The 18,909-nt window shown below is 70.1% G+C and carries 20 protein-coding genes; 8 read left to right on the top strand and 12 right to left on the bottom strand.

The window, feature by feature from the left end:
- Window positions 1–103: 103 nt before the first annotated feature.
- Both ACQP2E_RS08060 and ACQP2E_RS08055 read left to right on the top strand, forming a co-directional pair.
- On the top strand, window positions 104–730 hold the full coding sequence (locus ACQP2E_RS08060; RefSeq protein ID WP_433829408.1) for a TIGR03085 family metal-binding protein: 627 nt from the start codon (window positions 104–106) through the stop codon (window positions 728–730).
- A gap of 68 nt (window positions 731–798) precedes the next feature.
- On the top strand, window positions 799–2,055 hold the full coding sequence (locus ACQP2E_RS08055) for an APC family permease (protein WP_433829406.1): 1,257 nt from the start codon (window positions 799–801) through the stop codon (window positions 2,053–2,055).
- Here the strand turns inward: ACQP2E_RS08055 and ACQP2E_RS08050 are convergent.
- A complete protein-coding gene (locus ACQP2E_RS08050) occupies window positions 2,029–3,441 on the bottom strand; it encodes a PLP-dependent aminotransferase family protein (protein WP_433829404.1) in 1,413 nt (470 codons plus the stop codon). The two genes, ACQP2E_RS08055 and ACQP2E_RS08050, sit on opposite strands and share 27 nt — an antisense overlap.
- Window positions 3,442–3,665: 224 nt before the next feature.
- Here ACQP2E_RS08050 and ACQP2E_RS08045 point away from each other — a divergent pair, with 224 nt between their 5' ends.
- Entirely contained in the window at window positions 3,666–5,489 is a 1,824-nt protein-coding gene (locus ACQP2E_RS08045; protein ID WP_433829402.1) for an AMP-dependent synthetase/ligase, read from the top strand.
- Between the two features lie 64 nt (window positions 5,490–5,553).
- Window positions 5,554–5,889: a VOC family protein gene (locus tag ACQP2E_RS08040; RefSeq protein WP_433829400.1), complete on the top strand. Its 336-nt coding sequence runs from the start codon at window positions 5,554–5,556 to the stop codon at window positions 5,887–5,889.
- A gap of 1,304 nt (window positions 5,890–7,193) precedes the next feature.
- On the opposite strand, the gene ACQP2E_RS08035 is transcribed toward ACQP2E_RS08040, so the two are convergent.
- Window positions 7,194–8,648, bottom strand: a complete 1,455-nt coding sequence (locus tag ACQP2E_RS08035; RefSeq protein WP_433829398.1) for a PLP-dependent aminotransferase family protein — start codon at window positions 8,646–8,648, stop codon at window positions 7,194–7,196.
- Window positions 8,649–8,705: 57 nt separating this feature from the next.
- Here ACQP2E_RS08035 and ACQP2E_RS08030 point away from each other — a divergent pair, with 57 nt between their 5' ends.
- Together ACQP2E_RS08030 and ACQP2E_RS08025 are read left to right on the top strand one after the other, a co-directional pair.
- On the top strand, window positions 8,706–9,350 hold the full coding sequence (locus ACQP2E_RS08030; protein ID WP_433829396.1) for a YczE/YyaS/YitT family protein: 645 nt from the start codon (window positions 8,706–8,708) through the stop codon (window positions 9,348–9,350).
- 94 nt (window positions 9,351–9,444) lie between these two features.
- Window positions 9,445–9,873: a hypothetical protein gene (locus ACQP2E_RS08025; protein ID WP_433829394.1), complete on the top strand. Its 429-nt coding sequence runs from the start codon at window positions 9,445–9,447 to the stop codon at window positions 9,871–9,873.
- Between the two features lie 33 nt (window positions 9,874–9,906).
- Here the strand turns inward: ACQP2E_RS08025 and hisF are convergent, their stop codons facing one another.
- Both hisF and ACQP2E_RS08015 read right to left on the bottom strand, forming a co-directional pair.
- Complete coding sequence (gene hisF / locus ACQP2E_RS08020) at window positions 9,907–10,668, bottom strand: imidazole glycerol phosphate synthase subunit HisF (RefSeq protein ID WP_433829392.1); 762 nt, start codon at window positions 10,666–10,668, stop codon at window positions 9,907–9,909.
- The gene (locus ACQP2E_RS08015; RefSeq protein WP_433829390.1) at window positions 10,665–11,549 is read right to left on the bottom strand and encodes an EamA family transporter; all 885 of its coding nucleotides are present in this window, start codon (window positions 11,547–11,549) and stop codon (window positions 10,665–10,667) included. Before ACQP2E_RS08015 ends, hisF begins: the two co-directional genes overlap by 4 nt.
- Window positions 11,550–11,620: 71 nt before the next feature.
- Between ACQP2E_RS08015 and ACQP2E_RS08010 the strand changes: the two genes are divergently transcribed.
- A complete protein-coding gene (locus tag ACQP2E_RS08010) occupies window positions 11,621–12,547 on the top strand; it encodes a LysR family transcriptional regulator (protein WP_433829388.1) in 927 nt (308 codons plus the stop codon).
- On the opposite strand, the gene priA is transcribed toward ACQP2E_RS08010, so the two are convergent.
- From priA to hisD, 7 genes are read right to left on the bottom strand one after another with little or no spacing between them, the layout of a single operon-like run.
- Window positions 12,493–13,218, bottom strand: coding sequence for a bifunctional 1-(5-phosphoribosyl)-5-((5-phosphoribosylamino)methylideneamino)imidazole-4-carboxamide isomerase/phosphoribosylanthranilate isomerase PriA (priA, locus tag ACQP2E_RS08005; protein WP_433829386.1), 726 nt, complete (start codon window positions 13,216–13,218; stop codon window positions 12,493–12,495). The genes ACQP2E_RS08010 and priA overlap by 55 nt on opposite strands.
- Before the next feature lie 43 nt (window positions 13,219–13,261).
- Window positions 13,262–13,579 (bottom strand): hypothetical protein, encoded by a 318-nt coding sequence (locus tag ACQP2E_RS08000; protein WP_433829384.1) that lies wholly within the window; start codon window positions 13,577–13,579, stop codon window positions 13,262–13,264.
- On the bottom strand, window positions 13,576–14,202 hold the full coding sequence (gene hisH / locus ACQP2E_RS07995) for an imidazole glycerol phosphate synthase subunit HisH (protein ID WP_433829382.1): 627 nt from the start codon (window positions 14,200–14,202) through the stop codon (window positions 13,576–13,578). The genes ACQP2E_RS08000 and hisH overlap by 4 nt, the downstream gene beginning before the upstream one ends.
- Window positions 14,203–14,364: a hypothetical protein gene (locus ACQP2E_RS07990; RefSeq protein ID WP_433829381.1), complete on the bottom strand. Its 162-nt coding sequence runs from the start codon at window positions 14,362–14,364 to the stop codon at window positions 14,203–14,205.
- Window positions 14,361–14,972: an imidazoleglycerol-phosphate dehydratase HisB gene (gene hisB, locus ACQP2E_RS07985; protein ID WP_433829379.1), complete on the bottom strand. Its 612-nt coding sequence runs from the start codon at window positions 14,970–14,972 to the stop codon at window positions 14,361–14,363. Before hisB ends, ACQP2E_RS07990 begins: the two co-directional genes overlap by 4 nt.
- Window positions 14,969–16,045 carry a histidinol-phosphate transaminase gene (locus ACQP2E_RS07980; RefSeq protein WP_433829377.1) on the bottom strand — a complete coding sequence of 359 codons (1,077 nt, stop codon included), beginning with the start codon at window positions 16,043–16,045 and terminating at the stop codon, window positions 14,969–14,971. The genes hisB and ACQP2E_RS07980 overlap by 4 nt, the downstream gene beginning before the upstream one ends.
- Entirely contained in the window at window positions 16,042–17,352 is a 1,311-nt protein-coding gene (gene hisD / locus ACQP2E_RS07975; RefSeq protein WP_433829374.1) for a histidinol dehydrogenase, read from the bottom strand. Before hisD ends, ACQP2E_RS07980 begins: the two co-directional genes overlap by 4 nt.
- 111 nt (window positions 17,353–17,463) lie before the next feature.
- Here hisD and ACQP2E_RS07970 point away from each other — a divergent pair, with 111 nt between their 5' ends.
- Window positions 17,464–18,171, top strand: coding sequence for an LON peptidase substrate-binding domain-containing protein (locus ACQP2E_RS07970; RefSeq protein ID WP_433829372.1), 708 nt, complete (start codon window positions 17,464–17,466; stop codon window positions 18,169–18,171).
- Here the strand turns inward: ACQP2E_RS07970 and ACQP2E_RS07965 are convergent.
- On the bottom strand, window positions 18,097–18,888 hold the full coding sequence (locus tag ACQP2E_RS07965) for a hypothetical protein (protein ID WP_433829370.1): 792 nt from the start codon (window positions 18,886–18,888) through the stop codon (window positions 18,097–18,099). The two genes, ACQP2E_RS07970 and ACQP2E_RS07965, sit on opposite strands and share 75 nt — an antisense overlap.
- Between the last annotated feature and the right edge of the window lie 21 nt (window positions 18,889–18,909).

Here is an 18,909-nt window from a genome sequence, read left to right as displayed (position 1 = left end):
GACTGGTAAGTGTTGGCCGGGGTCTCCGGCCTTACCTGTCCATCCTGCCCAACCCAGCAACTGTTTACATTGTGTGCACAATTACAGCGACTAATATCAACGGGTGACCAACTATGCCCGGCAGGAGCGTGCCCTCCTCGCCGACCTGCTGCTGCTTCAAGGTCCGGACGCCCCGACCCTCTGCGAGGGCTGGACCACCCGCGACCTGGCCGCGCACCTCGTGGTCCGCGAGCGCCGCCCGGACGCGTCGGCCGGCATGCTCATCCCGCCGCTCGCCGGGCACGGTGAAAAGGTCCGGCTGGCCCGCGCCTCCCTCCCCTACCCCGAGCTGATCGAGCAGGTCCGTAATCCACCCTCCTGGGGACTGATGACCAACCCGGTGGTGGACCCGCTCGCCAACACCGCCGAGTTCTTCATCCACCACGAGGACGTGCGCCGCGGCAACCCCGGCTGGGAGCCCCGCGCCCTGTCGCCCGAGTTCGAGGCAACGTTGTGGCGGACGCTGAAACTGATCTCCCGGGCTTCGCTGCGCAAACTCGGGATCACCGCCGAGATCACCCCGACCGGCCTGGAGCCGCTGCGGACCGGCGAGAACCCGCAGGTCCACATCTCCGGCGACGCCGGCGAGCTGACGATCTTCTTCTTCGGCCGGCAGCGCGCCGCCCGGGTGACCGTCGAGGGCGACCCGGCCGCCGCCGAGCGGGTGCGGACGGCCCGCCTCGGCGTCTGACAATTGGCCCATTCAACCGGGGTTGAATTGGCTCGTTGACGACGCCAATCGGGTCCTAGGTTCACTGCATGACCACTCGTACCGGGCTGTCCGTCTCCCAGGGCGCCGCGCTCTCCGTCGGGGCCGTGCTGGGCACCGGGCTGATTTCCATGCCCGCCCTCGCGGCCGAGGCCGCCGGACCGGCCTCGCTGGTCGCCTGGCTCGCGCTGATCCTGCTCTCCGCACCGCTGGCCTGGACGTTCGCCGCGCTCGGTGCGCGATACCCGGACGGTGGCGGCGTCTCCACCTACGCCCGGATGGCGTTCGGCCCCCGGGTCGCGGCCGCGGTCGGCTGGTGCTTCTACTTCGCGGTCCCGCTCGGCGCGCCGGTCGCTGCCGCGTTCACCGGCGGATACGTGGCCGACGTGCTCGGTGGCGGCCGGACCACCGAGTTCGTCACGTTCCTGGCGATCATCGGAACCGCGTACGGAATGAACTGGTTCGGTCTGCGGATTTCCGGCCGGGTCCAGCTGGTCCTCTCCGCCTGCCTCGCCGCGCTGCTCGTGGTGACAGTGGTCGCCGCCCTGCCGCACGCCCGCTGGGAGAACCTCCAGCCGTTCGCGCCGCACGGCTGGACCGGCATCGGCGCGGCCGCCGCCATCCTGGTCTGGGGTTTCGCCGGCTGGGAGGCGCTCTCCTCGCTCTCCGGCGAGTACCGCAACCCGCAGCGGGACGTGCCCCGGGCCACGCTGATCGCGGTCGCCGTGGTCGGCGTGCTCTACCTGGCTGTCGCGGCGGTGAGCGTCCTCGCCCTCGGTCCGGCTCTTGCGGGCAGCCGGGCGCCGCTGGCCGATCTGCTCGCGATCGGCGTCGGCGGGCCGGTCCGGGCGATCACCGCGGTCGTCGCGGTGGTGCTGACGCTCGGCGCGGTCAACGCGTACTTCGCCGGAGGGAGCCGGCTCGGGGCGGCTCTCGCCGGCGAAGGTGCGTTGCCCGGCCGGGTCTTCGGCAGCCAGCGCAAGTCCATGACGTTCATCCTGGTCGCCAGCGTGGTGTCGGCGCTGCTGCCGCTCGGGCTGCACACCGCCGCACTGCTGGTGACCGGCTGCTTCACCCTGGTCTACGTGATCGGGACGGCGGCCGCGCTGCGCCTGCTGCCCGCCGGGTGGTCCCGGGTGGTGGCCGGCGTGGCGTTCCTGGCCGTGGTGGCGCTGCTCTGGCTCAACGGGTGGCCGGCGCTGCTCAGCCTGGCGATCGCGGCCGGCGCGGTGATCTACCAGCAGGTGAGCAGCAGGTCCCGCGCCCCTGTCGTGGCGGATTCAGAGGAGACCTGCCAGGTGGGCTAACCCCTCCTCGATCAGGTCGGGGTCGACAGCGCCGAAGCCGAGCACCAGGCCCGGTGCGACCGGCGTACCCGGCGGCACGTATTCACCCAGGTGGTCGATCGCGACGCCGGCCCGGCGAGCCGCCGCCACGATCCGGACCGGGTCGGCGGCGCCCGGGCGCAGCAGCGCCGTGACGTGCAGGCCGGCCGCGGACGGTACGACCGCAAGCGCCGGCATCGCGGCCAGCCCGGCCAGGATGCGGGCGCGCCGGTCCGCGTAGGCACGCCGGGCCCGACGGACGTGGCGGGCCAGTTCACCGTCGTCGACGAAACGGGCCAGGGCTGCTTGGGTGGCTGTTTGACCGTACCCATCGCTTAATTGCCGAGCCGCGATGAGCGCAGGCCGCAGGCCTGGCGGGACCAGAACGAAGCCGGTGCGCAACGCCGGAACCGTGCATTTGGAAAACGTGCCGACGTAAAGAACGCGGCCGTTGCGGTCGAGCGTGCAGAGCGGTTCGAGAGGGCGGGCGGAGAAGCGGAACTCGCTGTCGTAATCGTCCTCGATGATCGCGGCGCGGCGGCATCGCGCCCAGTCGAGAAGCTCGTCGCGCCGGTCGCGGCTCATCACCCGGCCGAGCGGGAACTGATGCGACGGCGTCACGTAGACCAGCCGCGCGTCGTCCGGCAGATCCGCGACGACCAGGCCCTCGTCGTCGACCGGAACCCCGGCGACCCGCACGCCGAGCGACTCGAAGAGCCGGCGGGCCGGCGGGTAACCCGGCTCCTCGACCGCCACGAGGTCACCGGGACGCAGCATCACCCGGGCGATCAGGTCGAGCGCGTGCTGGGTGCCGTTCGTGACCACCACATCGTCGGCGGTGGTACGCACCGACCGGGAGTAACCGAGATAGCGGGCGATCGCGGCCCGCAGCGCTGGATGACCGGAGGGCTCCGCGTAGGTACCGGGATCGTTGGCCCGCAACCGCAGCTCGGCGCCGACCAGCCGCCGCCAGGTGTCGAACGGGAACAGCCGCGGATCCGGGATGCCGGTACGGAAGTCGTACCGCGGCGCTGGCGACTCCCCGCTGGTCGGCAGCGGGGTGAACGTCCAGTCGTCGTGCGGCAGCAGCGGGTCCGCCGCGGGCCGGACCGGCCGGTCACCGGTGTGCGCCTCGGCCACGAACGTTCCGGCGCCGACGCGCGCGGTCAGATAACCCTCGGCGGTCAGCCGCTCGTAGGCGCCGGCCACACTCCCCCGGGAAACGCCAAGATCGGCGGCCAGCACCCGGGTGGCGGGCAGCCGGTGCCCGGCGGGCGCCCGGCCGTCCATCACCGCGGCCCGCAACGCCCGGTAAACGGCAGCGGTGGTCCCACCGGCGCCCGGCTCGATCTCGATGACCAGATCCACGCGGCCATTTTGCTCTGAGAAGTAGCTGTGAGCATGCCTGCGCTATGGACCCCACGAGCATGCTGACTAGGATTGAGATGTTCCGGTCCCGTTAACGGGGACCACGCGGGCCGGTGAAGTTGGTTGATGCGGCACTCTAGCCGTGGTGCCGGACGCGCATTACTCTCCGGTAACACTGACGTTACTTACTCCCCGTTTCTGGTCTTCTAAAGGCGGCGCCCGATATGGCTCTCGAGGTTCCCTACCGGTCAATTCCGGACATGCTCTTTCAGCGCGTGGCGAAAACCCCCGATGCCCGGGCGCTCGCGAAGCCCAACGCGACCGACACCGGTCCCGAGTGGCTGACCTGGCGTCAGGTGGGTGACCGGGTCACGGCCATCGGCGCCGGCCTGCGCACGCTGGGCATCGGCCTGGAGGATCGGGTCGCGATCCTCTCCAACACCCGGCTCGAGTGGATCCTCGCCGACCTCGGCATCAACATGGCCGGCGCGGCAGCCACCACGGTGTACCCGACGACCGAGCCCGAGGACACCGCGTTCATCATCACCGACTCCGGGTCGAAGGTGCTGATCGCGGAAACCGCGAAGCAGGCTCTGAAGATCTCCGGCGCCGAGACCGCGGTTTCCAAGGTCGTGATCATCGAGGGTCCCGCCGACGCCGGCGCCACCCCGCCGCAGATCACCCTGGCCGAGCTGGAAGACCTCGGTAAGGCCGCGCTGGAGACGAACCCGTCCCTGATCGACGACGTGGTCGCCCAGCTCACGCCGGACAACGTGGCCACCCTGATCTACACCTCCGGCACCACCGGCCGGCCCAAGGGCGTCGAGCTGCTGCACAAGGGCTGGACCTGGGAGGGCGTCGCGCAGGAGAACCTGGGCCTCTTCTCGCCACAGGACCTGCACTACCTCTGGCTGCCGATGTCGCACGCGTTCGGCAAGACGCTGCTCTGCGGCATCCTGCACGTCGGCGTGCCGACCTATGTCGATGGCCGCGTCGACAAGCTGATCGACCTGCTCGCGGTGATCAAGCCGACGCTGATGTGCGCCCCGCCGCGCATCTACGAAAAGGTCTACAACAAGACCGTCACGAGCGGCCTCTCCGGCGGCGGCCTCAAGCCCAAGATCTTCAGCTGGGCCGTGGCGACCGGCAAGAAGAAGGTCGCGCTGGAGCAGGCCGGCAAGCCGCTTCCGCTGCCGCTCAAGATCCAGTACGCGATCGGCGAGAAACTGGTCTTCTCCAAGCTGCAGGCCAAGCTCGGCGGCAACATCAAGGTGCTGGTCAGCGGCTCGGCGGCGCTGAGCCGGGACATCTCCGAGTTCTTCGCGGCGGCCAACCTGCCGATCCTCGAGGGCTACGGCATGACCGAGGCCTGCGCGGCCAACTTCGTCAACCGCCGCGGTCACCTCAAGATCGGGACGGTCGGCGAGGCGCTCGGCGACCTCGAGGTCCGCATCGACACCGACGGCGAGGTGCTGCTGCGCGGCGCACCCGTCATGCGGGGTTACCACAACCTGCCGGAGGCCACCGCCGAGGCGTTCACCGAGGACGGCTTCCTGCGCACCGGTGACATCGGCGAGCTTGACGCCAACGGCTACCTGAAGATCACCGACCGGAAGAAAGACCTGGTCAAGACGTCCGGCGGCAAGTTCATCGCCCCGTCGGCGATCGAGGGCGCGTTCAAGGCCGTCTGCCCGTACACCTCGCAGGCCATCGTCGTCGGCCAGAACCGCAACTTCGTCACCATGCTGATCGCCCTCGACGAGGACGCGATCACGACGTGGGCGGCCGACGGCCCGCTGGCCGGAAAGAGCTACGCGGAGATCGTCGCCGCTCCGGAAACGGAGAAACTGGTCGCCGACTACATCGCCGAGCTCAACGCCAAGCTGAACCGCTGGGAGACGGTCAAGAAGTTCGCGATCCTCCCCCGCGACCTCAGCATCGAGTCCGGCGAGGTCACCCCGTCCATGAAGATCAAACGGCGCAGCGTCGAGACGAACTTCGCCGAGCAGATCGACAAGATGTACGCGGGCTCGCTCGCCCAGCTCTGATCGTGCTTCCAGCTTTGTGGTGAGGCCGGACTTGTCCGGCCTCACTTCGTTTTACGCTGAGTCCGTGAGCATCCGCACGATCACCATCCCGGTCACCGACCTCGGCAAAGCTCGCGCGGTCTACCGGACCCTGCTGGGCATCGAGCCCTACGTAGACCAGCCCTACTACGTCGGATTCCGTCCCGAGGGCGCGCCTGAGCTGGGCCTCGACCCCCACGGAAACGTCGCGGCCGGCCCGATCACGTACTGGCACACCGACGACATCGAGTCCGCCGTCGCGGCCCTCGTCGTGGCAGGGGCAACCCCGGAACGCTCACCCCACGACGTCGGCGGCGCCCTCACCGCGACGGTACGCGACGCCGACGGCAACCTGATCGGCCTCTTCCAACCCTCCAGCTGATCGCCTTGTCGGGTTTTACGGCTGTGCCAGCGCGCTGGAGGCAGCCGCGAGAGCCAGCCGACCAGCCGAGCCAACGCAACAACCAGCAAAGACCTCGCCCCGCCTGCCCGCCGCAAGGCGCCACCCGCAGCCCCCTGCCCGGCTGCCCCGCTTGCCCGCTGCCCCGCTGGCCCGCTGCCCCACTGACCCACTGGCCCACGGCTCCGCTGGCCCGCCGCCCCGCTGGCCGGCTGCCCCACTGGCCCACAGCTCCGCTGGCCCGCCGCTCCACTGGCCCGCCGCCCTCCCCTGGCCGGCTGCCCCACTGACCGGCTGCCCCGCTGACCCGCCGACCCGCCGGCCCGCCGCGCCGTTGCCCGCCGCAAGGTGCCACGCACGCCACGACGTTGCCCACCGCAAGGCGCCGCCCAGCCTGGCCGGTCTCAACAACTTCCGCCCAGCCGGAGCAAAGCAAAGCCAACGGTCCAACTCCGCACGACCGCACGATCGAGCCCAGCGTGTGGATTTCGGGTTCAGCGTGTGGGCTCAGGACCAACGTGTGGACTTATGGGCCCAGCGTGTGGATTTCGGGTTCAGCGTGTGGATTTCGGGTTCAGCGTGTGGATTTGGGGTTCAATCCGCACCCAAAGTCAACACGCGGGCCGCAAAACGGCAGCGCGTGTTGACTTTAGGTTCGAATCGGGCCCTGAATCCACACGCTTCGGGGGCGCGGCGGCGCCGTCCGGCAGAACCGCCCGGCAGAGCGGCGGTTCGCGAACTGCCGCGACCTGTTTTCGTCGCTCTGCGTGTTGCGCTCACGGGCATCGCAGCGGATCTTGGCAATCGGCAGGGCCTGGGGGCACCACCATGTTCCACACATGCGTGTCCGGCCGCTTCGCCGTAACAGCGAGTAACACTCCACAGCCAAGAGTTTCCAAGATCGCGGAACGGCCGGCTCGGATCACTCGGCGGCACGCTGGGCGCCACATTGCGGGACGCCGGCCAATTCAACCAGCAGAGTCACACCGCTGCCTCAGCGCGCTGGAGGCAGCCGCAAGAGCCAGCCGACCCAGCCGCAAGAGCCAGCCGGCCCAGCCGTGAGAGCCAGCCGACCCAGCCGTGAGAGCCAACCGGACCCGCCGGGAGAGCCGACCGGACCCGCTGGGAGAGCCCGCTGGAGCCGCCGAAAGAGCCCGCTGGATCGGCCGAGAGAGCCCACTGGACAAGCCGCGAAAGCCCACTGGACCAGCCGCGAAAGCCCACTGGACCAGCCGCGAGAGCCGCTGAGCCGGCCTCGAGCGCCCGCTGGAAACGGATCTTGGGCGTCAGGTGATGACGACGGGGCTCCGCCAGGTCGGGCGGGGTGAGTGGTCGAGGTCGTGGCGAACCGCGGCGATCCGGCGTACCGCCTCGATCAGGTCGTCGGCCGGCAGCGTGAACGGCAGCCGCAGGAAACGCTCCAGGGTGCCGTCCAGACCGAACCGTGGGCCCGGGGCGAGCCGCACCCCGAGATCCTCCGCCGCCCGCGACAGCGCGCTCGAGATCGGCCCGTCCAACTCCGCCCAGAGCGTCACGCCGCCGGCCGGCACGATGAACCGCCACTCCGGCAGCACCTCGCGCAACGTCTCGACCAGCGAGTCACGGCGGAACCGCAGCTGCGCACGCCGGGCCGCGACAATCTCCGGAGCCAGCCGGAGCAGGTGGACCGCGACGAGCTGCTCCAGCACCGGGCTGCCCATGTCGACGCCGACCCGGATCGCGGCGAGCCGCTGGACGAGCGGCGCCGAGGCGCGGACCCAGCCGATCCGCAGGCCACCCCAGTACGCCTTGCTCATGCCACCGATCGACGTGACCCGCGAATGCCTGTCGAAGACGGCCACCGGCGGCGGCATCTCCTGACCCTCCAGCGGCAGGTCGACGAAGGACTCGTCGACAACCAGTTCAGCCCCGGCCGCGTGTGCGCCGACCACGAGGCGCTCGCGCAGCTCGGTCGGCATCAGGTGGCCGGTCGGGTTGTGGAACTCCGGAATCACGTACGCAAGTCGTGGTCTGGTCTGACGCAGCGCGCCGAGCATCATCTCGCCGTCCCAGCCGGTCTCGATGTCGAGGCCGTGCGTGCTGATCCGCGCGCGGCGAGCGGCGAGCGCGGCGAGCGCGTTGGGGTACGTCGGCGTCTCCACCAGCACCGGCGACCCGACCGGAACGGAGAGCCGCAGCACCAGGTCGAGGGCCTGCTGCGTGCCACTGGTGATCATGATCTGCTCGGCGGACGTGGTCACACCCCGCGCCGTGTACGCCTCAGCGACAGCAGCCCGCAACTCAGGAAGCCCAGTCGGGTGGTACCCGGCACTACCCAGATAACGCGGCAGATCGTCGGCGGCCGCCCGGGCCGCCGGCACCAGCTCGACCGGCGCTGCCGACGCGGCACACCCCAGGTCGATCATGTCGAGGTCGTCGTCGGGGGTCCAGAGCCCGGACGTGGCGACCCGATGGCCGTTCGGCAGCGTGGTCCAGCTCCCGGCGCCACGCCGGCTGGTGAGGTGCCCGGTCTCGCGCAACGCCCGGTATGCCGCCGACACCGTGGTCCGGCTGACCGCGAGGGCCTCGGCAAGCTCCCGCTCGGCCGGCAGCCGAACGCCGAGGGCAAGTCGCCCGTCGGCCAGCAGCCCCCGGACCGCACCGGCAAGAGCAGCGTAGTCAGGGTTCCGGTGCCGGCCGGGCAATGAGTGCCACCGACCCAGAAGCCGGGCCAATTGGTCCCCGCGTACCGACGTAGTCATGCCACCTCCCAATAATTGGCACTTTAACATCAGCCAATTGGCATCGAGAGTGGCTACATGGACTTGTTTCGACGCGTGCCACAACTCTTCGTCGGGCTCTTCCTCTACGGGGTGAGCATGGCCCTGATGGTGGAGTCGGACCTCGGGCTGAACCCATGGGACGTCTTCCACCAGGGTCTCTCCGAGGTGACCGGGATCAGCTTCGGCTGGATCGTGCTGATCGTCGGGGTGCCCGTGCTGCTGCTGTGGATACCGCTGCGCCAACGCCCCGGCTTCGGCACCATCGCCAACCTCGTGGTGGTCGGCTTCTCGGCCGACGCCGCCCTCTACGTGCTGCCGATGGGCGAGGGAATCCCGGCGAAGGTCGGTTACCTGGTCGGCGGGATCCTGCTGAACGGGTTCGCGACCGGCCTCTACATCGGCTCCCGGATGGGCCCCGGCCCCCGCGACGGCCTGATGACCGGCCTGGCCGCCCGGTTCCCCCGCCTCTCGCTGCGTGTGATCCGCACCGGCATCGAGCTGACCGTGCTGGTGGCCGGCTTCCTGCTGGGCGGCACGGTCGGGATCGGAACCATTGCGTACGCCCTGGCGATCGGCCCCCTCGCGCACCTGTTCCTGCCACTGCTGACCGTCCCGGAGCGCCGCCGCGACGACCGAACCCTGAGACTGCCCGACCCTGATGCGCACCCTATGCCGAGCTGACCCTGGTTGATCCACTTCTGGCGCGGGCAACGGCCCGGTGATCATCCGGACACATTCGCTTCCAGGTGAGGCGACGGCACGGCATCATTGCGGCATGGGGGTCGGCGGCTGGCACTGGAACGACGCTTGGATCTTCGTCTCCGCGGTCATCGCCGAGCGCCTGGAGCGTGACAGGGCGATACACGCTGCCCTGCCGGTGGCCGGCGCGACCTTGGCCGACCTGCTCGCCGCCGCGGATTTCCTGCACCACAGCGTCCCGAGCCGCGAGGACATCGAGGGATCGGTCCGCCGCCTCTCCGGCGCCGGCCTGATCACCGTCGATGACGACATGTTCGAGGTGGCCCCGGCCGGCGAGCAGCTGTGGCGAACCCGCCCTTTCAGCGGCCTCTCCTCAGCGGTGATGACCCTGCAAACCCAGCTCAACCGATCCGCCGAACCAGGCGACGCGGACTGGACCCTCACCGACCAGGCCTACGCCGCAGCGCTCCGCGAGTACCGCCTCCGCCTCGCCGACGGCCGCTGACCGGGCCCACAACAACTCCGCCCCAGAACACGGTCAGCGGACTGGGTTGCCGGCCTCGCGGAGGGACTCCTTGACCTCGCCGATCGTCAGGTCGCCGAAGTGGAAGACGCTTGCGGCAAGCACCGCGTCGGCGCCAGCGTCGACCGCCGGCGGGAAGTGCTCGACCGCCCCGGCGCCGCCGCTCGCGATCACCGGGATGTCGACCACGCCGCGAACCGCACGGATCAGCTCCAGGTCGAAGCCGGCCTTGGTGCCGTCGGCGTCCATCGAGTTCAGCAGGATCTCGCCCGCGCCAAGGGAGGCGACCCGGGCGGCCCACTCGATCGCGTCCAGGCCGGCGCTGCGGCGGCCACCGTGGGTGGTGACCTCCCAGCCCGACGGCTGGTCCGCGGACCGGCGCACGTCGAGCGAGAGCACCAGCACCTGGTTGCCGAACCGCTCAGCGATCTCGGAGATCAGCTCGGGACGGGCGATCGCCGCGGTGTTAACACCCACCTTGTCGGCGCCGGCTCGCAGCAGCACGTCCACGTTGTCGGCCGAGCGCACCCCGCCGCCGACGGTGAGCGGAATGAAAACCGACTCGGCGGTACGCCGAACCACGTCGAGCATCGTGCCCCGATCGTCGGAGGACGCGGTCACGTCAAGGAAGGTCAGCTCGTCGGCGCCCGCGGCGTCATAGGCGGCGGCCAGTTCCACCGGGTCGCCCGCGTCCCGCAGGTCGACGAAGTTGACACCTTTCACCACCCGTCCGGCGTCCACGTCCAGACAGGGGATAACACGCACCGCGACCGTCATGCTCCAACCCTAGCCAAGGGCCTGGAGGCGACAGGCCGAGCCCGGACCAGTCCCAAAAGCACCCCACCGACGACGAGCACGCCACCGATGATGTCGACCGGATGGATCGGCTCTCCGAGGAAGACGGAAGCCGATGCGATGCCGAAGAACGGGACGAGCATGGAGAACGGGGCTACGGTCGCGGCACCGTACCGTTGCATGAGGAATCCCCAGCCGGCGAAGCCGGCGAGAGTGCTGACCAGCGCGATGTACAGCAGCGAGAGCAAGGCCCCGGTGTTGATCGTACGAAGCGCGGCGAGGTCAGCGGACGGTCCGTCGAAGAGCACCGTGAGCACGATGAGCGGCCCGGTGGCTAGGGCGCTGACCCAGACCATGAAGCGCAGGCTGTCCGGTGGCGAGGCCTTGCGGGTGGCGACGTTCGACAGTCCCCAGGCCACCGCCGCGCCGATGACCAGCAGGAACGCCGGGAGGTTGGCGCCCATCCGGGTGGCGACCAGCAGGACACCGGCGACCGCGACGGCGAGGCCGGCGATCTGGAGGCGGCGGGGGCGTTCGCGCAGGAACAGCACCGCGAAGAGCATCGTGAAGACCGCCTGGCTCTGCAGGACGAGCGAGCTGAGGCCGGCCGGCATGCCGGCGTTCATCCCGGCGAAGAGCAGCGAGAACTTGGTCACGCCGAGGACCAGAGCGACCGCGATGATCCATCGCCACGGCACCTGGGGACGGCCGGCGAAGAACAGGGCGGGGAAGGCGGCGAGACCGAATCGCAGCGCGTTGAACATCAGCGGCGGGAAGTGATCCAGCCCCGCGTGGATAGCGACGAAGTTGAAGCCCCAGATCGCCGCCACAGCGACGGCCAGGAGGAGGTCACGCGGTCTCATCATCGAAGCGTCGTCCAGAGAACCGTTAAGCACCAGCAAAATAACCTACACTCACGATGTAGCATCGCTACATGATTGACCTCGGGAGGCTGCGCGCTCTGCACGCCGTGGCCAGTTACGGGACGGTGCTCGCGGCCGGTGAGGCGCTGCACTGCACACCGTCCGCGGTCTCCCAGCAGATCGCGAAACTGGAGCGGGAGACCGGCGCGGTCCTGGTCGAGAAAGACGGGCGCAGGCTGCGGCTCACCGACGCCGGCCGGGTTCTCGCCGACCATGCCGAGCGGGTGCTGACAAGCGTGCAGGAGGCGGAGGCGGCCCTCGCCGCACATCGGGACACGGTCACCGGCCGGCTCACCGTTGCGGCGTTCGCCACCGCCTGCCGGGCGCTGATGCCGCACGCGCTGAAGAAGCTCGCCACCGAGCATCCGCAGCTGACCACCGGCCTGATCGAGGTGAATCCGCACGAGGGCCTGGAGCTGCTGCGCCGTGGTCACGTGGATCTCGCGGTGCTGGACGACTGGCCCGAGGTGGCCCTGAGGTACCCGGAGACGATCACGAAGATCGAGATCGGCCAGGATCACGCGGATCTCATCGTGCCAAAAGATCACGAAATAAAGGGAAAAATCTATTTAAAAGAAGCGAGGGACGAACGCTGGATCGGCGTCCGCGCCGGCGACGTCTGCTACGAATACCTCGTCCGCAGACTCCCCGGCCTGGTCCCGGACTTCCAGGTGGGCGAGTTCGAAACCCAGCTCACCCTGATCGCGGCGGGCCTCGGCGTCGGCCTCATCCCGAGACTCGCCCGCCCGGCACTGCCCGACGGAGTCCGGGTCGTCGAGGTCACCCCGTTACCCACCCGGCGGGTGGTGCTCGCCTGGCGCGACTCCTCGGCGGCCCGGCCTGCGATCCAGGCCGCCGAAGAGGCGTTACGAGAAGCGTGGGATCAGGCTTCGGCCAAGGCGACAAGCGCCTCCCGGACGGTGAACGCGCCCGCGTAAAGCGCCTTGCCCGCGATCACACCCTCCACACCGATCGGCTCCAGGGTGGCGAGGGCCCGCAGGTCCTCCAGGGTGGAGACGCCGCCGCTGGCGATCACCGGCTTGTCGGTGGCTGCGCACACCTCGCGGAGCAGGTCCAGGTTCGGACCGCGCATGGTGCCGTCCTTGGTGATGTCGGTGACGACGTAACGGGACGCGCCCGCCTTGTCGAGCCGGGCAAGAACCTCGTACAGGTCACCGCCGTCGCGGGTCCAGCCACGAGCAGCGAGGGTACGCCCACGCACGTCCAGCCCGATCGCCACGCGGTCGCCGTACTCGGCACAGATCCGGTCGCACCACTCCGGGTCCTCCAGTGCGGCCGTGCCGATGTTGACGCGCTGGGCACCGGTCGACAGCGCCCGGGTCAGCGACTCGTCGTCACGGATGCCACCGGAGATCTCCACCTTCACGTCGAGCTGGCGGACCACGTCGGCGAGCAGCTCGGCGTTGGAACCCCGGCCGAACGCGGCGTCCAGGTCGACCAGGTGGATCCACTCGGCGCCATCGTTCTGCCAGGCCAGCGCGGCTTCGAGCGGGTCGCCGTACGCGGTCTCCGAGCCGGCAGCGCCCTGCACCAGGCGGACGGCCTGGCCGTCGGCGACGTCGACGGCGGGCAGCAGTTGGAGGGTCATTTCTCTCCCATTAGGAACGGCCTAGGAACGGCTTAGGAACGACTTAGGCACGGCGGCCGAGCACCACGACAACGAGGGCCGGCACAGCCAGGACAAGCAGTGCGGTGAGGATGACGCGGAGCGCCAGTTCCGGGATGAACGTCCAGACCACGGCGACGGCCAGCAGCGTGACGACGGCGATGCCGATCCGCTGGCGGCGACTGCGATGGTAGATCCGGCCGTTCCGCCCGAATCGCGGAGTCAGCTTCTGGCGAAGGGAACGGAGGCCGTTACGCCGGGCGACCCGCCGGGCACGGACAGCCTTCTCCTTCTCCAGCACGACGAGCCTCTCGGCCCGCCGACGAGCGCGTTCCTTACTCACGTCAGTCCTGCGACCCAGTTGGTGAGCAGCAAGAACCCGGCGTCCGACGACTTCTCCGGGTGGAATTGCGCGGCGCTGAGCGCACCGGCTTCCACTGCGGCGGCAAACGGCAGGTCGTGGGTCGCGGTGGTCACCTCGGCGCCGGCTTGCGCCAGCAATTCAAGATCTTGAGCAGCGTACGAGTGAACGAAGTAGAACCGTTCGTCCCCGGTGAGTCCGGTCAGCAGTCGTGAGCCGGACGGCACCTGAACCGTGTTCCAGCCCATGTGCGGGATCCGCTCGGCGGACAGCTTCGTGACCGAGCCGGGCAACAGGCCCAGCCCCTTGGTCTCCACGCCGTGCTCCACACCGGACTCGAAGAGGATCTGCATGCCGACGCAGATGCCGAGCACCGGCTTGCCGGCCGCCACCCGTGCGGCGATCACCGGTCCGGCGTTCAGCGCCTCGATCCCGGCCATGCAGGCGGCGTACGCGCCGACGCCCGGAACGACCAGGCCGTCCGCCTCGGCTGCCACGCCCAGGTCGCTGGTCACTGTCACATCAGCACCGGTACGCGCGACGGCCCGCTCAGCCGACCGGAGGTTCCCCGAGCCGTAGTCGAGGATCACAACGTTCGCGGCCACTTATGCCTCCCCCATCGGCCACCAGGCGAGCCCGCCGGCCGTGGCGAGCGCCGCCAGGACGCCGACGATGCCGACGCTGAACTTCGTGGCACCCGCCTTGACCAGCTGGATCACGCCGCCGACCAGGATGCCGGCCGCAGCGAACAGAATCAGGGAGATCACAGAACCCCCTTTGTGGACGGCAGCGAGCCGGCGTTGCGCGGATCGATCTCGACAGCCTCGCGCAGCGCCCGGGAGAACGCCTTGAACTGGGCCTCCACCACGTGGTGCGCGTCCGGGTGACCGCCCGGGCGGCAGGCCCGCAGCACGTCCACGTGCAGGGTCACCTTCGCCGCGTGGCCGAACGCCTCGAAGATGTGCCGGGTCATGCTTGTCGCGTAGACCGGCCCGATGTACGGCGTGAGCAGCGGCTCGTCGTGCACCACGTACGGCCGGCCGGACAGGTCGACGGCCGCGCGGACGAGCACCTCGTCCATCGGGATGGTCGCTGACCCGTACCGACGGATGCCTCGTTTGTCGCCGAGCGCTTGCGCGAAGGCCTCGCCGAGCGCGATCGCGGTGTCTTCCATGGTGTGGTGCGAGTCGATCTCAAGATCGCCTTCGGTACGCACGGTGAGGTCGAATCCGCCGTGCTTGGCGAGCTGGTTGAGCATGTGGTCGTAGAAGCCCACACCGGTGCTCAGATCGCCCTTGCCGGTGCCGTCGAGGTCGATCTCGACCAGCACCTTGGTCTCGTTGGTGACGCGGTCAATCCGCCCGGTGCGACTCACGAAAGGATCTCCTCAGCGGCGTTCAGGAAAGCGGTGGTCTCAGCTTCGGTGCCGGCGGTGACGCGCAGCCAGCCGGCCAGGCCGACATCGCGGATCAGCACACCGCGATCGAGGAAGGCCTGCCAGGCCGACTTCTGATCGGGACCGGTGGCGAACAGCACGAAGTTGGCATCGCTGTCGGCGACCCGGACACCGCGGGCCCGCAGCGTGCTGACGATCCGGTCGCGCTGCTCCTTGATCGCCTCGACGGTGGCGAGCAGCGAGTCCCGGTGCACGACAGCCGCACGCGCGGCGGCCTGAGTGATCGCCGACAGGTGGTACGGCAACCGGACCAGCTGCACCGCGTCCACCACGGCCGAATCGGCGGCCAGGTAGCCCAGCCGGCCGCCGGCGAAACCGAACGCCTTGCTCATGGTCCGGCTCACCACCAGGCGCGGGTGGTGCGGCAGCAGGGTGAGCGCGCTGATCGTGCCGGGCCGGGCGAACTCGGTGTATGCCTCGTCGACGATCACCATGCCCCGCGCGGTCGCCAGGATCGCGTCGATCACCGACGGGTCCAGGGCGGTGCCGGTCGGGTTGTTCGGCGAGCAGACGAAGATCAGGTCCGGGTCGTGTTTCTCGATCTCGGCCACCGCGGCATCGGGGCGCAGCCCGAAGTCCGGGTCACGCAGCGCGCCGATCCAGCGGGTGCCGGTGCCCTGCGCCAGCAGCGGGTGCATCGAGTACGACGGGCCGAAGCCCAGCGCCGTGCGACCCGGCCCGCCGAACGCCTGGAGCAGCTGCTGCTGCACCTCGTTGGACCCGTTCGCCGCCCACACGTGCGCCGTGGTGAGGCCGTGGCCGAGGTAGGACGCCAGCTCGGTGCGGAGCGCGACCGCGTCCCGGTCCGGGTAACGGTTCAGATCGCGCAGCTCGGCCTGCACGGCCTTGCCGATCGCCTCCACCACGTCGTCCGGCACCGGGTACGAGTTCTCATTCGTGTTCAGCCGCACCGGCACGTCCAGCTGCGGCGCGCCGTACGGCGTCTTCCCGCGCAGATCGTCCCGGATCGGCAGATCGTCGATCGTGGTCACTTGCCGAACCTCGCTGTGACCGCGTCACCGTGGGCGGGAAGGTCCTCGGCGTTCGCCAGGGCCACCACATGGCCCGCCACGTCACGCAGAGCGGCCTCGTCGTAATCGATGATGTGCACACCGCGCAGGAACGACTGCACCGACAGGCCGGACGAGTGCCGTGCGCAGCCACCGGTCGGCAGCACGTGGTTGGACCCGGCCGCGTAATCGCCGAGCGACACCGGCGACCAGGCGCCCACGAAGATCGCGCCGGCGTTGCGGACCCGCAGGGCCCACTCCCGCGCGTCCCGGGTCTGGATCTCCAGGTGCTCCGCCGCGTACGCGTCGACCACCCGCAGACCCTGCTCCAGGTCGTCGACCAGCACCACACCGGATTGCTCGCCGGTCAGCGCCGTGCGGACCCGCTCCTCGTGTTTCGTGGCGGCGACCTGCACGGCCAGCTCCGCCTCGACCGACTCCACCAGGGCGAGCGAGTCGGTGACCAGCACACTCGCGGCGAGCGGGTCGTGCTCGGCCTGGCTGATCAGGTCGGCCGCGACGTGCCGCGGGTCGGCGGTGTCGTCGGCCAGGATCGCGATCTCGGTGGGACCGGCCTCGGCGTCGATCCCGACAACGCCCCTGAGCAGGCGTTTCGCGGCCGTCACCCAGATGTTGCCGGGTCCGGTGATCACGTCGACCGGCTCGCACCGGTCCGACTCATCGACGCCCGTCGAGCCGTAACCCAGCATCGCGACCGCCTGGGCGCCGCCCACGGCGTAGACCTCGGTCACGCCGAGCAGGGCACACGCCGCGAGCACCCGGGCGTCCGGCAGGCCGCCGTTCTCCACCTGGGGCGGGCTGGCAATCACCAGGCCCTCGACGCCGGCCTCCTGCGCGGGAACCACGTTCATGACCACGGTGGACGGATAGACGGCGAGGCCGCCCGGCACGTAGAGCCCGACCCGGCGGACCGGGATCCAGCGCTCGGTGACCGTGCCACCCGGGACGACCTGGGTGGTGACCTCGGTGCGGCGCTGGTCGGCGTGCACCTTTCGAGCCCGCTTGATCACCTCGAGCAGCGCGGCGCGCACCTCGGGGTCGAGGCTGGCCTCGGCGGCGGTGATCTCCTCGACCGGCACCCGCAGGCGCGACAGCTGGACACCGTCGAATTTCGACGTCGCCTCCTGGATCGCGCTGAATCCATGCTGATGAACCGCCTCGACAACGGGGCGAATCCGCTCGACGGCAACGGAGACGTCGAGCTGGGCACGGGGCAGCAGACCGCGCGGGTCACGGGAGGAGCCGCGCAGGTCGATCCGATTCAGCACCCGTCCAGTCTAGGCCGCCGGGCGTACCGTCAGCGAAGCCGCCGCACCCGGCCCAGGCGTTGGGACACCGCGCCGGGTTGACCAAGGTCGGTCGGCGACTAGGCTGAACGCGTGAGCGATCGGCTGCCGGTCTTCCCGCTGAGCACGGTGCTCTTTCCCGGCCTGGTGCTGCCCCTCCACATCTTCGAAGAGCGATACCGCGCGCTGGTGCGGGACCTCGTGGCGCTTTCCGCCGACGATCCGCACGAGTTCGGCGTGGTCACCCTGCGCCACGGCAGTGAGGTGCCGCCCGATCCCGGTGACGGCCCGGTGCCGGCCGTGCCGCCGATCCGCACCGAGGATCTGTACGAGGTGGGCTGCACCGCGGAGCTCCGCCACGTCACCGAGCTGCCGGATGGCCGGTTCGACATCATGACCGTGGGCCGGCGCCGGTTCACCGTGCTGAGCATCGAGCAGGGCTCCGAGCCTTACCTGACCGCCCGGGTCCGCTGGCTCACCGACGCCGACGAGACCGACGAGGCCGCCCACATCCTGGCGCCGCGGGTGCTTGCCGCGTTCCGGTCATACCTGGAGCTGCTCCGGCCGAACAGCGAGGTGCTCGACCAGGTGCCGGACGACCCGACAGTGCTGTCCCACCTGGTCGCGGCGACCGCTCAGCTCACCGTCGAGGAACGGCAGCTGCTGCTGGCCACCCCCGACACGGCGAGCCGGCTGCGCACCGAACTGCGGCTGCTCAACCGGGAGTCAGGCCTGCTTGCCCGGGTCCGTGCCGTCCCGGTGCCGCTCTCCGACCTGGCCCGTCCCGCCAGCCCAAACTGAGTCGTCCATCTCCGGGCCGGCCATCTCTGGGTTAGCCTTCTCCGGGCCGGCCATTTGCGGGTTGGCAACGTCCGGCGCCGGTGCGACATAGGGGTGGTTCGGGCCGTAACCGGGCGCGGCGCCCGGCTGGTCCAGGTCCGGGTCGTTCGACCAGCCGGCCAGCAGCGTCAGCACGATCGCCGCGGCGAACGCCGGCACCAGCGTCGGGCCGAGCGAGTGCACCTCCGGCGGGGCCAGATAGGTGGCGCCCTGCGCGGCCGAGGCACGCCACAGCTGGTACGCGTCCCGGCCCATCAGCTCACCGACCCACGGCGCGACCCAGTGCCCGGCCACGTACGTCCCGCCGACCACACCGAGCAGCAGGAACGGCCCCCGGTCGCGGCGCAGCACCAGCCAGGCGCCGACCGCCGCGAGCAGCCCGAACCCGAGCCCGAGCAGGGTGAACCAGCCGTCGGAGGCGATGTACTGCTCGGGTGACGGGTCGTTCACCACGATCCCGTTGTCGCCCACGTTGATCACCGGCACACCCGGGGCGAGCCACGCCCAGAGCAGGCCCAGCGGCGCGCCCAGCACGCCGAGCGCCACCAGACTGACGATCGTGGCGGTCACGGTCCGCCGCAGGGGGCGGCGGCTGTCACGCTGGAACTGCCACCACTGTGCCGAGCGCCACGTGGGCGGGCCGGGATCGTAGGGCGGTTCGAGGTCGCTCGGTTGCACCCTACGATCCTTCCAGATCAG

This window comes from Actinoplanes sp. CA-015351 (genome assembly GCF_050955685.1).
Taxonomy (GTDB): Bacteria; Actinomycetota; Actinomycetes; order Mycobacteriales; family Micromonosporaceae; genus Actinoplanes.
This window is presented reverse-complemented; position numbering and strand designations above follow the sequence as displayed.

What these genes read in the sequence shown, in the direction of transcription:
- ACQP2E_RS08015 (WP_433829390.1), bottom strand. Translation starts at nt 11,549, where the DNA reads ATGAGACCGCGTGACCTCCTCCTGGCCGTCGCTGTGGCGGCGATCTGG.
- ACQP2E_RS08025 (WP_433829394.1), top strand. Translation starts at nt 9,445, where the DNA reads ATGGGGGTCGGCGGCTGGCACTGGAACGACGCTTGGATCTTCGTCTCC.
- ACQP2E_RS08035 (WP_433829398.1), bottom strand. Translation starts at nt 8,648, where the DNA reads ATGACTACGTCGGTACGCGGGGACCAATTGGCCCGGCTTCTGGGTCGG.
- ACQP2E_RS08030 (WP_433829396.1), top strand. Translation starts at nt 8,706, where the DNA reads ATGGACTTGTTTCGACGCGTGCCACAACTCTTCGTCGGGCTCTTCCTC.
- ACQP2E_RS08045 (WP_433829402.1), top strand. Translation starts at nt 3,666, where the DNA reads ATGGCTCTCGAGGTTCCCTACCGGTCAATTCCGGACATGCTCTTTCAG.
- ACQP2E_RS08055 (WP_433829406.1), top strand. Translation starts at nt 799, where the DNA reads ATGACCACTCGTACCGGGCTGTCCGTCTCCCAGGGCGCCGCGCTCTCC.
- ACQP2E_RS08010 (WP_433829388.1), top strand. Translation starts at nt 11,621, where the DNA reads ATGATTGACCTCGGGAGGCTGCGCGCTCTGCACGCCGTGGCCAGTTAC.
- priA (WP_433829386.1), bottom strand. Translation starts at nt 13,218, where the DNA reads ATGACCCTCCAACTGCTGCCCGCCGTCGACGTCGCCGACGGCCAGGCC.
- hisF (WP_433829392.1), bottom strand. Translation starts at nt 10,668, where the DNA reads ATGACGGTCGCGGTGCGTGTTATCCCCTGTCTGGACGTGGACGCCGGA.